Source organism: Enterobacter cloacae complex sp. P12RS (assembly GCF_014895875.1).
Taxonomy (GTDB): domain Bacteria; phylum Pseudomonadota; class Gammaproteobacteria; order Enterobacterales; family Enterobacteriaceae; genus Enterobacter; species Enterobacter bugandensis.
Genome location: NZ_JADBQO010000010.1, coordinates 135,492 through 149,363 on the forward strand (window position 1 = coordinate 135,492; position 13,872 = coordinate 149,363).

Consider the following 13,872-nt stretch of genomic DNA (forward strand, 5'->3'; position numbering starts at 1 on the left):
ACGAAGATTAGCAACAGGCCGGATTTCGCATACCGTGTTGATGGCGTAAACAGAGCGGGCACTGCTTTTCATCAGGCGTAAATGACCAGAACTGGCGCTGGCACGTCAGGCAAACTGCTTTATATGCGGGAGTGGCCACGTTTTTTGCCGGTCCATCTGTTTCTGCGACGTTTATCGCCTCGTGCTGACATACTGCCTCACAGCCACCGCAGCCGGTACAGCGCCCGGTCTCCACCACCAGCGCGGCGTTCTCAAACCGAATCGCGTTTTCCGGGCAGCTTCGCCAGCACGCACCGCACAGCACGCACTTATTAATATCGAGTGCGATATCTGACTCGCTAAATGTCGAGAATGCCCTGCGCAGCTCCCGCGGCCCCGGGGAAACGCGACAGGCTTTTACATCCTCGCGGGGAACGTGCATCAGCGCACGACGAGCGATATTCACCTCGCCGATCGGTATGAGCTTAAACCCCCACTCCGCTTCACCACGGCGACGAAGCGCAAGATTAAGCCGGGCAAGCGCCAGCAGCCAGTCAGGGTATTGCTCTGCGTCGATACTGATAAAACGAACCTGGCATTGCGCGTGCCACAGCAGCAGCTCATTCACCCCAGGTGCGCGTTCAGTAAAAGGCCCAACAAGGGTATCTCCACGCAGAAATCGCTTTCGCGGCGCGATGCCGGTAATGGCCCCGGAGGGGCAGACGAACAGGCAGTCACCGCATTCAATACAGCGATTTTCATCAACCGAGACGCCGGTTTCCGTAAAAGAAAAAGCCTGCGCTGGACAAACGTCCGCGCAGGCGCAGCAGGAAGCGTGGCGAAAACGGCGACGGACGCACGCATGCGTCACGTCCATCGCCGGGGCAAACGTCAATCTGCCCATCAGCCAATACTGAAGAAAACGAAGCGCAGCATCAGCTCACCCACAATCAGCAAGGCGCTGCCCAGCAGCAGCGTGCCGCGCGCCGCTTTCAGGCCGCCCGCAGCAAAGCAGAGCATACCTGCAACGGACACGCACCAGCTCAGCAGATGTACCGCGCGCAGCTGTTCGAGCATCCGTAGCGGAGCGTGAGGGAACGTCACCACGGTATTGTCCATGACAGTGATGTCTGCCAGCCAGACGGGCTGCATCACCAGACGCACAAGCACCACCAGCGTGATAATGACAACCGCCGCACGCAAGGTAGTCTGGGAACGCATCCCAACTGCCATGCAGGATGAACCGATGATACCCACCGAGCCGATAAACAGTACCAGCGTGTTAATGTGCTTCCAGGTCACCACGGACGCGTGCATGTAGATTTGTGCCATGCAGAACACGTCCACCAGCCCGACAAGACCCGCCACGGCCAAAAGCAGCTTCCAGCCTGGCTTATTGGAAAACATCAGCAGCACGGCGAGGCCAAGCGCCGCCAGGTAAAGGCTGGCGAAGATAATCTCGCGGCTCAGCCACGAACTGGAGACGTGGCGTAGCGCGTTCAGGGCGTTGAGCGGATAGCCCATATGCAGCGCTGAGGCGAGCAGCCCCAGGCTCGCCAGCACAAACGCCCCAGCGGCAGGCAGCAGCGCGCTACGCGGTGTAGTATGCGCTCCTCCGAACGCCAGCCAGAGCGTCACGCCAACCGATCCCTGCAGGAACAGCGTAAAAATCAGCAGCGGTAACTCATGCATGACGTTTCCCCTCTTTCTCTGCGCCCTGATGCGCTTTGATCACCAGGTTCGGTTTTGTAATCGAGGAATCAGGCAAGCCCTTCACATCGCATACCGCACCGTATTTCGCCCGAAGTTCATCAATAGGCCCAAATTTGATCGCCTCAAGCGGACAGGTTGCCACGCAGACAGGCTGCTCGCCCTTCGCCTGCAGATCCACGCAAAAATCGCATTTGGACATCTGCCCGGTCTGCTCGTTGAGCTGTGGCGCGCCGTAAGGGCAAGACCACGCGCAGTAGCCGCAGCCAACGCACTTGTCCGTATCGACGCGCACGATGCCGTCGCCCGGACGCTTGTGCATTGCGGTGGTCGGGCAGTTTTTGGTGCAGATCGGGTCCGCACAGTGGTTACAGGAAATAGAGAGCGTGTAGGCAAAAACGTTGTTGCTAACGCCGCCCTGCCCGGTTGGGATGAAATTCCCGCCGTTGACTTCGTATACGCGACGGAAACGACGTCCGACCTCAAGGTTGTTTTTGTCTTTGCACGCCACCTGGCATGCCTTGCAGCCCGAGCAGCGGGAAGAGTCAATATAGAAACCCAGCTGTTTATCGCTCACCGGCGCGTAGTGTTTAAACTGACTCATGCTTTAGCTACCTCCACCAGCATGGTTTGATGGGAATTCCCTTTCGCAAGCGCGGTAATACGGGCAGAGCTGAGCACGTTCGCGCAGCCGCCTTTATCGACGCCCTGTTCGTCCGGCTGCCACCAGGCGCCTGCCTGCATGGCAACAACGCCCGGAATGATGCGCGGCGTGACTTCAGCCGGAATTTCACAAATGCCGCGCGCGTTATGAATGCGCACGGTATCCCCCTGGGAAATGCCGCGCTTTTGCGCGTCCTGCGGGTTGATCCACAGCTTTTGCTGCTGCGCCTCAATCAGCCACGGGTTGGCGTACTGGGTTGAGTTAGCACGGTTTTTGCCTTTCCAGGTGATCAGCTGCAGCGGGAAGGTTTTCGCCAGTTCGTCTTCCGGCCCTTCGTGGGCGGGCACGTAGTGCGACAGCGCCGGAATCTCCGGGTGCTGCATGTCGTACAGACGCTTCGAGAAGATCTCAATTTTCCCGGACGGCGTTGGGAACGGATGATTTTGCGGATCGCGAATATTGTCTTCAAAAGCGACGAACGGCGCGCTTTTGAAAAGATGCTGGCGCGTCTTTTGTAACGTCGCGAAGTCCGGCAGGTTTTCATCTGGCATGGAGAGCCGCGTCTGCTCCCAGATGTGCTCAATCCACGCTTTTTCGTCACGGCCCTCGCTGAATGCAGGTTCGACGCCAAGCTTAGCAGCAACTTCCCGCAGCCAGTCGTAGTCTGAACGGCGTTCGAATTCAGGTTCAATCAGCTTTTCCGACAGGATCAGATAGCTTGCCGTGCCCCAGGTTTCGCCGATATTCCAGCGTTCCATAAAGCTGGTTTCCGGCAGGAGAAGATCGGCGTATCGGGCGCTCGGCGTCATAAACAGATCGCTTGCGACGATAAACTCGATTTTCGACTCGTCTTCCAGCACGCGCGTCGCCTGATGCAGATCCGGGTTCTGGTTAGCCAGATAATTTCCCGCCAGCGAGAAGAGGATGCGGATATTGCTGTCCAGCTTCTCTGCATCCTTCAGGCCGTCTTCCGCCGTTACCTTAGAAGCATCATCGGCGGCCTGCACCCAGTTCATCACCGATATTTTGGCTTTTACCGGGTTATCCGGCATCTCCGGCCCGGCAGCAAATTTACGATTAGCGCAGCCGCCATAGCCTGCCGCCCAGCCGCCCTTCACCCCAACGTTACCCGTCAGCGTTGCCAGTAACGTCGAGCCGCGCGCGGTGCGCTCGCCGCAGTTATGGCGCTGCGGTCCCCAGCCCTGGATCAGCGCGGCGGGTTTGGTGGTTGCGTAGTCGCGCGCCAGCTGACGAATGGTCTGCGCAGGCACGTGGGTGATTTTCTCTGCCCACTCGGGCGTTTTCGCCACGCCATCTTTTGCGCCGCTCAGATAAGCCATCAGGGATTCATTGGCCGGAACGCCTTCCGGCATGGATGCTTCGTCAAAGCCCAGGGTATAGCGCTGAATGAAGTCGCGATCGTGCAGGTTCTCCGTGACGATCGTGTACATCATGGCGTCCATCAGGGCGTTGTCTGTTGTGGGAAGCAGCGGGATCCACTGGTCAGCCAAGGAGGAAACCGTATCGGAATAGCGCGGATCGACAACGATAAAGCGCGTGCCGTTTTGCTTCATCTTCTGATAGAAGTAGTTGCTGTGACCAAAGATCGTCTCCGTCGGGTTATGCCCCCAGAGGATGACCAGTTTGGTGTCCAGCAGCGTGTCCAGAGAGCTGCCGCTGGCGGCGGTGCCGTAGGTATACGGCGTGGCTGCCGCCGTGTTGCCCATACTGACCGAGTGATAGCTTTCAAGATAGCCGCCGGTTAAGTTGAGCAGACGACGAACCATTTTATCGCCGGAAAACGTTCCGCCGGATACCGCAGTGCCCACATGCACATAGCGTGAGGCAGCGCCGTATTTTTGCGTAATCGTTTTTAATTGATTCGCAATAAGCGTGGTGGCTTCGTCCCAGGTAATACGCTCGAATTTTCCTTCGCCACGTTTACCCACGCGTTTCATTGGATATTTAAGCCGATCGGGATGATAAACAAATTTTCGATACGCGCGTCCACGAACGCAGGCGCGCATTATCGGCATCTCCGGATCTAACGCATTGTCCGGGCGGGTAGAAATTCGGGTTACAACGCCCTCACTAACGTGAGCACGAATATCACACTTCCCGCCACAGTCAAACGTGCTACAGGTCTGCACGACTTTTTCTTCAGGCGTCACGTCTGCTGCCACCGTGCCCTGTGCCCGTGCTTTGCTGGTTGTCACCACAAACGGGAGTGCGGCCAGAGCCGATCCTGCCTGAATAAAATGCCGCCGGGACAGGGCAGGAATAAGACCCTCTTCCTGATTTTTATTCTCTTTCATTGCTCGTTCCTACAAATAAAAACGCATTCTCGTTTTTTTTCAGGAACGCATATTGATAATTATCAAGCTAACTCTTCAGAGGTAATACTTAACGGTCTAATTCAAAATTGACCGTCGCCGTTTGGCCTGATTTATCCATTACCAGTAATTGATATTCACCCGGTAAATATAATTTTAATGAATAATTATAATTCCGCCCCGCTAAAGGCTCTCCATTTAAAAACCACCAGCGCTCCCCTTCCCCTCCTGTTGAAATAACAGAAAGCGTGACATTACCTTCACCGGGAAGTCGCTTAATAACAGCCCCCTCTCTGATACCCGAAATCATAAGCGGCGCTACATTGTTATTGTCCAGAGGCGGACAGTCAGTTGATCGGGCAGGGAGACGCGCAGCCCTTTTTTCAGCAGCGGGCAGCCACGGCTCCAGCGGCAGCGGCCAGACGTCCAGGACTTTCTCTGTAGCATCGGAGCAATCTGCGGCCACACGTTTGCCCTTTTTATCCACCCAGACCGGGAAACGAATGCCGCGAATGCCTTCCTGTTCCGGCAGCAGCAGCGTGGGTGGTTCACTCCCTTCCAGCAGCCAGGTCGAAAGACGACGCCGACAGTTTTCACTGCCTTCCGGCAGCGACTGGCCGCCCGGCCAGCAGATCACGCCCCGCCCAACGCTTTCCGGGCGCGGATCGCGCGGCAGGCGGGCCTCGTCTATTGTCGAGCGTGACTGAAGCAGGTTATTCACCTGGTTTAATAGCGGAACCGCGCTGGCAAAACCAAACTGCCCCGCTACCGGCGTGCCGTCAGGTCGCCCTGTCCAGATACCTATTACATACCGGGCATTGAGACCGATGGCCCAGGCATCGCGGTAGCCATAGCTGGTGCCCGTTTTCCACGCCAGCGGCGCAATTTGCGGCAGCGCACTGTCCGGCAGCGGCTGCGCTTCATTCGCCAGAATACGGCGAATAATCCACGCCGAACCTGGCGATAACAGCGGGCGTTCAGTTAGCGGGTCGCCCGGCTGTAAGCGCAGCCGGCCCGCCTTGCCATGCCTTGCAAAGGCGCTGTACGCGGCGGCGATATCTGCCAGCCTCGCGCCTGCGCCACCCAGGATCAGCGACAGATTCGGCTGCGCTCCGGCAGGCAGGATCAGTGGCAGGCCTGCGTTACTCAGCATCCCGGCAAACCGTTTGGGACCGTAGGCTTCCAGCACCTGGACGGCTGGCAGGTTGAGCGAGCGCACCAGCGCTTCACTCATGCTGACCGGCCCGTGGAACCCGCTGTCAAAATTTCCCGGGCGATAATCACCGGTTTTTCTGGGCACGTCCTGAAGCAGCGAGGCGGGATGGATCAGGCCATCATCCAGCGCCATACCGTAGATAAACGGTTTCAATACCGATCCCGGGGATCGGATCGCGTTAACCATATCCACATGGCTGAAACGCGTGTCATCGTTGATATCCACCGAGCCGACCCAGCCGCGCACCTTCATGTCGGTATGATCGACCACGATCATCGCCAGCGAACTGCGTGCCGGCAGGCGGGATTTCCAGTTCATCGCCAGCTCTTCCAGCTGCCGTTGCAGTCCGGCATCCAGCGTAGTGACAATTTTTGTGTCGCGGCTTTTGCCGAGCATCATGCGTGCAAAGAGCGGCGCCAGTTGCGGCATCTGCCGGGGAGCCAGCCATACAGGCTCTTCACGGGACTCCTTCACCTGCTTTGCTGACCAGACGCCCTGAATCATCATGCGATCGAGCACTTTGTTGCGTGCCGCTTCGGCCCGCTCGGGCCAGCGATCCGGGCGCAGACGGCTGGGTGCCTGCGGCAGTACCGCCAACAACGCCGCGTCGGAGTAGCTCAGCTGCGACGGGGGTTTCCCAAGGTAGGTCCAGCTTGCTGCTCCCACGCCCTGCAGCGTGCCACCAAACGGAGCACGATTGAGATAGAGCGTAAGAATGTCACGCTTAGAGAGGTGCCATTCCAGCTGCATCGCCCGCCAGAGCTGGCGAATTTTGCCGCCAAAGGTGCGCGGATGCGGATCCAGCAGGCGTGCCACCTGCATGGTAAGCGTGCTTCCTCCCGAAACCACTCTTCCGGAACTGAGATCCTGCCAGGCGGCGCGCAGGACAGAGAGCGGGTTTACGCCCGGATGCTCCCAGAACCAGCGATCTTCGTACTGGATCAGAGCCTCAAGATAACGGGGAGAAACCTCTTCAATGGTCACCGGGTAGCGCCAGATGCCTTCGCTGTCGGCAAAACGCCAGAGCGGCGCGCCCTTCTCGTCCACCACAACTCGTGCGGGGTTAACCTCTTTCAGAGGCAGCGGCCACAGGCGGTCGGCGGCGACAATCAGCCCCCCTAAAACGAGAAGCGCTCCCGCCAGCCAAAGCCAGCGGGAGCGTGTCAGACGCGCTATCAACATATTACGGAACAACAATCAGCGGGCCGCTGGCCGCACCCGTTGCCCGCCACTGCGGAAAGTACATAGACTCCACCATCGGAACCGGCACCTGGTAGGTGCCCGGCGTTACGGCACGGGCCAGATAAACCAGCGTAACCGGCTGACCTCTGTTTACCGGCACGGCGGCCACAAAACGGTCGTCGCGGAACTCCATGTGCTGAATGTCCGCCTGCTGCATCTGGCTGAGCAGGTTCTGCACTTCGCTGCCGCTGTCCTGCAGGCTTGCGCTGCTGCTCGCCAGGTTCTGGTTTTCCAGCTCCAGACCAGCAGGGAGGAGATCCACAACCAGCGCATCCGGAACGTTCTGGCTGGCTTTCACTTCAAGCCAGACCAGCACCAGCTCACCGCTTTTCAGCGAAGAGAGCGATTTGCTGCTGCCATCGGTTGCCAGGATATGACGTTCAACCTGCAGCACGTTGGAACTCGGCTGAGGCGCATATTCCGGATAGCCGGTGCTGTCCAGACGTACCCACAGCGGTGCCGTGCCGGTATTGGTTACCTGAAGCGCACCAAGCTGGTCGCCGCTTACGTTTTGTACCTGCGCCCTATCGCCGCCTGATGCGGTATCAGACAACGTGGTTTTCGCCTGCCATGCGCCTGACAGGGTTTGCAGCGAACGTCCGGCCAGGAACAGCGCATTGCTCTCCTGGGTGGATAGCCAGCGCTGGCTGAATGCCTGTTCAGAAAGAGCATTCAGCAGCGTATTTTGCGCATCCGGCAGCAATTTATACTCCTCCAGAAGGGAGAGCATCAGCGCGTTATCGCGAAGCGGGCTGCCGTAATCGGCCATCCATGTTTTTCTGTCGTTACGCGGTGTTTTGAGCGCCAGATCCAGCGCCTGCTGGCTGCGCGGCGCATCGCCCATCAGTTTGAGCGCCATGCCCAGCTGCATCAGCGGCAGCCCGGAAGCCGCCTGCCCGTGGCGCTCCCAGATTTCACGCAGCGCGCCCAGCGGGGCTTTTTGCTGACGCGCCAGCACCAGCGAGGCATACGCCTGCACGGCAAATTTGCTGGCCTTGGCGTCGTCGCTGTAGCGGATAGACATCATGCCCGGATCCTGCAGGTAGCGCAGCAGACGGTTGTTGGCGTTGTTCACCGCATCGGCAGGTACGCTATAACCTTGCTCGCCCGCGCGCACCAGGAAGTCAGTCACATAGGCGGTCAGCCAGTACTCTTCAGGGCCATTTTTATCCCACAAGGCAAAACCGCCATCGTCACGCTGCATCTGCAGCAGACGGGAGATCCCAATATCAATGGCAGCACGGCGCTGGTCATCGGTATCTCCTTTTATACCAAGCGCGGTAAGCTGCGCGGCGTTGGTATAGAGTGACGGGAACAGGCCGCTGGTGGTCTGCTCCAGGCAGCCATACGGATACGCCTGCAGTTCACGAATATAGCGCGCCAGGTTGAGCGGTGGTTTGCCGCTCAGCAGCAGTTGCCCCTGCAGGGTGGCAGGAGAGAAACCGTTGCTGTGCTGCGCCGGTGCGGTCCAGGACTCGCCGGGGTTCAGCATGGCACCGGTATTGACCGTCTGCGCCGGGAATGCCGGACGTACGCCAATTTTCCAGCTCTTCTGCTGCGGGGCAAAGGTTTCGCCCGGAAGCTCCAGGCCGGTAACCTGCGCCGTCACCTCACCGTCACCATAACCCTCCAGCGCACGCACCGGAATAAACAGGGTACTGCGCGCGCCCGGCGGCAACTGAACCGGCTGCGGCTGTGCACCTTCCAGCGACACTTTTCCTGTCGCGCTCAGGGCGACGTTCAGCGATTGCGGTTTGTCGGTCAGGTTAGTGAGATCCAGCGTCAGCCGTGAGGTATCTCCACTTGCCAGGAAGCGCGGAGTATTAAGCTCGGTAATAACCGGCGCGGCCACCACAACCTTGCTTTCGCTGCTGCCGAAATCATCTTCCGTCCACGCCTGCGCCATCAGACGCAGTTCGCCGTTGAAATCACCAATAGGCAGCGTAACGGTGCCTTCTCCGTTGGCATCCAGCGTAACCGGCTGAGCCTGCTGGGCAATAATGGTGACGTGGTTCACCGGCGGTTTACCGCCGCGCTTGAGTTCATCGCCGTCACCACCGAAACGCAGCCCGGCCATGCGGCCCTGCCCTTCAATGACCTGGCCGTAGATATCATAGATATCGGCGCCGTAACGCTTCTGGCCGAAGAAGGCCTGCCATGGATCTGGCGTAACGTAATCGGTAATGTTCAGCACGCCGCTGTCCACCGCCGACACCAGCACGTTCACTTTCTGCGGAACCGCCCCCTCTTTTACGCTGGCTTTCACTTTCACAGAGAGCGTCTGGTTTGGACGCATTTTCTGCGGGTTATCCAGCGCAATGTTCAGGCGGCGATTTTCGTCGCCCATCGGCAGATGCAGCAGACCAACCGCGCGCTTCGGCGTGGCGGATTTGGATTTATCGCCAGGACGCACCACCAGCGTACTGAGATAGAGATCGTGACGTTTCCAGGCTTTATCCACCGGAATGGAAAGATCGAGCCCGTTTGCCGGTACGTCGATCTCTTTCCACCACAGCGGCCCTTCGCTGGACTCGATCATCGCATAGCCCTTGCCTGCGGCTGGCGCTGCTATGTGCAGCTGGATGGTATCGCCTGGCTGATAGGCCGGTTTATCCAGTTTCAGGGTCACGCGGTCAGGGCGCACCGCACCCGTGCCGTCGCTGTTATCCTGCCAGCTGTAACCTGCCCAGAAGCGCACGCTGCTGACCACATCATCAGGCGCTTTCACTTCCAGACGGTATGAGCCCCACTCCACCGGGAAGGTAACTTTGCCGGTTTCATCGGCCTTAAGGCTAAGCTCCTGCTCGCCCTCAATCAGCTCTTTTTGATCAAACTGAGACTGCCAGCCTTCGCTCTCGGACCAGTTCCAGAAATAGTCACGGCGTTCACGGATCAGGCGTACCTGTAAGCCGGATACCGCTTTTTTCGCGCCGCTGGCATCGGCATAGACGATGTCAAAGCTGGCGTTGCCGTTCTCGTCGACGATCGGTTGGTTGACGGTGGTATCGGTACGGTAGTCGTAGACCGCCTTACTGGCGAACTGCGGACGGATACCCGGCAGTTGCGCCGCCGGCCAGATAGCCTGCTCCGCGCGGCGCGTCACCGGACGACCGCCTGATTCCAGCAGGCTCGCCTGCAGGATCAGCTGAAGAGGCGAGTGTACCTCTTTCCACTGGCTTTCGATGGTGACCTGCCCGTGCCCCTGCTCATCCAGCGTAAGCTGCACTTCATCCAGACTGCGGCTCAGGTTTTCTTCCGCAATATCACCAAACTGGAAGCCGGGCAGCGCAGCAACGGCCTCACGCAGCGGACGCAGGAAAAGCTGGCCCTGAAGAGAATTGCCGTTGGCCGGAGCGCCATACAGGTAATAGCCCACGATGTTGAAGTCCACCTCATCCTGTGGGGAAACCGGTGCTTTTTGTCCCGTCAGATTGAGCGCCATACGCTCGGGCATAAAATCTTCGACGTGGAAATCCCACAGGCGCTGCTGGTTATCACCGATATTCGCGCGAATATGCCACATGCCGGTCTGGGCACCGCTATCCAGCGGGTAGTTGAAGCGGTAGAGGCCGTTCTCAGGCTGAACAACGATCGTGCGTGCCACCTGGCCGTCCGGGCGCAGCACGTCAAGCTTCACGGGCTGATCGGGAAGCGGTTTTCCGTCGCTGTCGCGCAGCAGGCCGTTTAGGATCACCGTTTCACCCGGACGATAGAGATCGCGTGGGCCAAACATAAAGAATTGCTTGCTGAAGCCGGGGCTACCGGCGATGTCGAACTCTGCCAGGTCGAGCGCTGGGAGCTTGAGATCGAGCAGCGTAGTCTGGCCGTCTTTGCTGGCGAGGATCAGCGCGGCTTCTTTGTCTGTTTCAAGCTTCGCATGGCCGTCGGCGTCGCTGCTGGCTTCGGCGAGCGTCTGACCTTTGTCATTCAGCAGCGTGACGGTGACGCCGGACTGCGCTGCACCGTTTTCCAGGCTCTGGGTGAAAAGGTCCAGCCGGTTATGATAGCGGTGAGCAGACAAACCGATATCGCTCAGGGTAAAGAGCGTTGCGGCATTGCTGTAGTTGTAGTGCCCTGCCTGGTTCATGACGGCGATATAAACGCCGGACTGCTGAAGCGGCTTGATATCTTTAAGCGGCAGGAGCAGTTTTTCACGCGTGTTGCGCGCCGGGTTGAGGTCAAAACGACCGGTATAGACCAGTTCCGCCATCTTCAGCAGATTGTCAGATTCCCAGTTGGTCAGCGAGTTGCGGTACTCCCACTGGCTGACAAACGAGGCCAGCGATTCCGGCTTCACGCGGTAGAAATTGACGTCCACATTGTTGACGTTAAGCGCCATCACCGGCAGCCCTTCCACCACTTTGCCCGGCAGCAGCGAGCCGCGGCTGGCGAAACCGACCGACGGCTCTATATCTCGCGTGGTCAGGGCTTTTTCATAATCAATGCCAAAGGTCGCTTTGTTCAGCGCCACCAGGCCACGATCCACGGTGATAACCAGATTACGGTTAGGCTCCAGATGGCGCAGGCGCAGCTCTTTCAGGTTAGGCGCAAGTTCCCACGCCCCGTCAACTTTGCCGCTTTTCTTATCCACGACGTGAACCGTCTTCGCGAAATCCTGTTCCGGATCCAGCGGGACAGAGAAGGTCAGCACCAGCGTAGCGGCGCCGTCCAGTTGCACTTCAGACGCATCAAGCAGAGTCAACGCTTTTCCCTGACTCTGGGCAGCCATTTTAGCCAGCTTTTCAGCGTCGGGCTTTTCCGCGGCTTTCGGTGTTGATGCGGTGGATGCTGCGGGAGCCGCAGCCTGAGGTTTATCGTCGCTGTTATCACAGCCGACAAGCGTAAAGGTGGTGAGCAGCGCGAGAGAGATCGCGGCTAAGCGAAACGGTTTCATCCTGTGTCCCTGGCCTGAGGGGGCCTGTTGGTCGTCGTCCGGATAAGTATTATCCGCAAGTTTCGTTAATACAAAAAGTCCAATTTAAGAATCTGGAAAGCGCCTCGCAGAATGGCATCACGCCGCTACACCGGGATGGAACCGCGATCACAGCGCATAACGTCACATGTTACCTTTTACGTCATTTGTTTTTAAAACAAGAAGATAGCTGGATATGTTCGCTCAGAGCCTGCTAGTTTTATGACCATGACGCACCCCGAGTGCGCGGTTCAAAAAGAGAGAAAGCCATGAAACGAGCCGTGAACGCCCTACAAAATTTCGGAAAATCATTATACGGACCGGTACTTATCTTACCGATTGTCGGTCTGTTTATCGCCTTTGGCAATGTGCTGGGCAACGGTAACCTGGCCGAATACCTGCCGTTCCTTGGCCATCCGCTTATCCAGAGTATCGGCCAGCTGATCGCCAAATCTGCCGTGTCGGTGCTGGTCAACCTGGCGCTGGTGTTTGCCGTCGGGATCCCGATTGGTCTGGCGACGCGCGATAAAGGCTACGCGGCGCTGATTGGTCTGGTGACTTTCGTGGTCTTTATCAACGCCATGAACGTGACGCTGCAGCTGCAGGGCGAGCTTGCCCCTGCTGAGCAGATGAAAGCCGCCGGGCAAAGCATGGTGCTGGGCGTTCAGGTGCTGGAGATGGGCGTTTTCGCCGGGATCCTGACCGGGGCGCTCTCCGGTTATCTGTACAACAAATACTCCGGCGTACAGTTTAACGGCGCGATGGCGATTTACTCCGGCCACTGTTTTGTGGCGATTGTCATGTTGCCCGTCTCTATGCTACTCGGCGTGGTAATGAGCGAACTCTGGCCGTTTGCCCAGCATGGCATTAGCGCCCTGGCGCTGGCAATTAAAGGCTCCGGCCCGTTCGGGGTGGCGATCTACGGTTTCCTTGAGCGCATTCTGGTGCCGACCGGCCTGCACCATCTGGTTTATACGCCGTTCCTGTATACCGAACTGGGGGGCACGCAGGAGGTGTGCGGCACGGCTTACCAGGGGGCGCGCAATATCTACTTCGCCGAGATGGCCTGCCCGGACGTGAAGCAGCTCAGCAGCACGGTAGTGTGGGACGCGCGCGGCATCAGCAAGATGTTCGGCCTGCCCGCCGCCGCGCTGGCGATGTACATGACTGCGAAGCCGGAGCGTAAAGCCGTTGCGAAAGCTATTTTGATCCCGGCGGCGCTGACCTCGCTGCTGGTCGGCGTAACCGAACCGATTGAATTCTCCTTCCTGTTCGTCGCCCCGCTACTGTTCGTGGTGCATGCGGTCCTGACCGGTATTGGCATGATGCTGTTCTCGCTGCTGGGCGTTCATGCCATCGGTGCCAACGGGATTATCGATTTCATTCTCTACAACCTGCCGCTCGGCACCGAGAAATCCAACTGGCCGATGTACATCGTGGTTGGGCTGATCATGTTTGCCCTCTACTTCGTGGTGTTCCGCTTCCTGATCCTGCGTTTCAACATGAAAACGCCGGGCCGTGAGGATGAAGATCAGGAGACACGCCTCTACAGCAAGCAGGAGTACCAGGCGAAAGGCAATAACGACGGGCTGGGCGAGTCCATCGTGGTGGGCTTGGGCGGCCGGGAAAATATTGAGGTTGTGGATAACTGCTACACCCGCTTACGCGTCACGGTGAAGGATGTTGCCATCATCGACGAGCCGCGCCTGAAGGCGACCGGCGCGAAAGGGGTTATCAAACAAGGTAACAACGTTCAGGTGGTCTACGGGCTGCACGTCAAAAAAATGCGAGAAGCCGTTGAGACGTTTCTCTGAAA

The 13,872-nt window shown here is 58.3% G+C and carries 7 protein-coding genes; 1 reads left to right on the forward strand and 6 read right to left on the reverse strand.

Annotated features, from left to right (window positions below; translation table 11 throughout):
- Positions 1-7 precede the first annotated feature (7 nt).
- From IM284_RS08895 to IM284_RS08920, 6 genes are all read right to left on the reverse strand, one after another.
- Positions 8-883, reverse strand: a complete 876-nt coding sequence (locus tag IM284_RS08895) for a 4Fe-4S dicluster domain-containing protein (protein ID WP_047368096.1) — start codon at positions 881-883, stop codon at positions 8-10.
- A complete protein-coding gene (locus tag IM284_RS08900; protein ID WP_047368097.1) occupies positions 883-1,671 on the reverse strand; it encodes a DmsC/YnfH family molybdoenzyme membrane anchor subunit in 789 nt (262 codons plus the stop codon). Before IM284_RS08900 ends, IM284_RS08895 begins: the two co-directional genes overlap by 1 nt.
- Entirely contained in the window at positions 1,664-2,293 is a 630-nt protein-coding gene (locus IM284_RS08905) for a DMSO/selenate family reductase complex B subunit (RefSeq protein WP_003860631.1), read from the reverse strand. The genes IM284_RS08900 and IM284_RS08905 overlap by 8 nt, the downstream gene beginning before the upstream one ends.
- A complete protein-coding gene (locus tag IM284_RS08910) occupies positions 2,290-4,668 on the reverse strand; it encodes a DMSO/selenate family reductase complex A subunit (RefSeq protein ID WP_047368098.1) in 2,379 nt (792 codons plus the stop codon). The genes IM284_RS08905 and IM284_RS08910 overlap by 4 nt, the downstream gene beginning before the upstream one ends.
- A gap of 88 nt (positions 4,669-4,756) precedes the next feature.
- Positions 4,757-7,084: a peptidoglycan glycosyltransferase PbpC gene (gene pbpC / locus IM284_RS08915; protein WP_047368099.1), complete on the reverse strand. Its 2,328-nt coding sequence runs from the start codon at positions 7,082-7,084 to the stop codon at positions 4,757-4,759.
- Between the two features lies 1 nt (position 7,085).
- Entirely contained in the window at positions 7,086-12,038 is a 4,953-nt protein-coding gene (locus IM284_RS08920; protein ID WP_193055773.1) for an alpha-2-macroglobulin, read from the reverse strand.
- Between the two features lie 287 nt (positions 12,039-12,325).
- Between IM284_RS08920 and IM284_RS08925 the strand changes: the two genes are divergently transcribed.
- Complete coding sequence (locus tag IM284_RS08925) at positions 12,326-13,870, forward strand: PTS transporter subunit EIIC (protein WP_041908714.1); 1,545 nt, start codon at positions 12,326-12,328, stop codon at positions 13,868-13,870.
- Positions 13,871-13,872 lie beyond the last annotated feature (2 nt).

Coding starts and splice junctions, on each gene's coding strand:
- IM284_RS08895 (WP_047368096.1), bottom strand. CDS start 883: ATGGGCAGATTGACGTTTGCCCCGGCGATGGACGTGACGCATGCGTGC.
- IM284_RS08900 (WP_047368097.1), bottom strand. CDS start 1,671: ATGCATGAGTTACCGCTGCTGATTTTTACGCTGTTCCTGCAGGGATCG.
- IM284_RS08905 (WP_003860631.1), bottom strand. CDS start 2,293: ATGAGTCAGTTTAAACACTACGCGCCGGTGAGCGATAAACAGCTGGGT.
- IM284_RS08910 (WP_047368098.1), bottom strand. CDS start 4,668: ATGAAAGAGAATAAAAATCAGGAAGAGGGTCTTATTCCTGCCCTGTCC.
- pbpC (WP_047368099.1), bottom strand. CDS start 7,084: ATGTTGATAGCGCGTCTGACACGCTCCCGCTGGCTTTGGCTGGCGGGA.
- IM284_RS08920 (WP_193055773.1), bottom strand. CDS start 12,038: ATGAAACCGTTTCGCTTAGCCGCGATCTCTCTCGCGCTGCTCACCACC.
- IM284_RS08925 (WP_041908714.1), top strand. CDS start 12,326: ATGAAACGAGCCGTGAACGCCCTACAAAATTTCGGAAAATCATTATAC.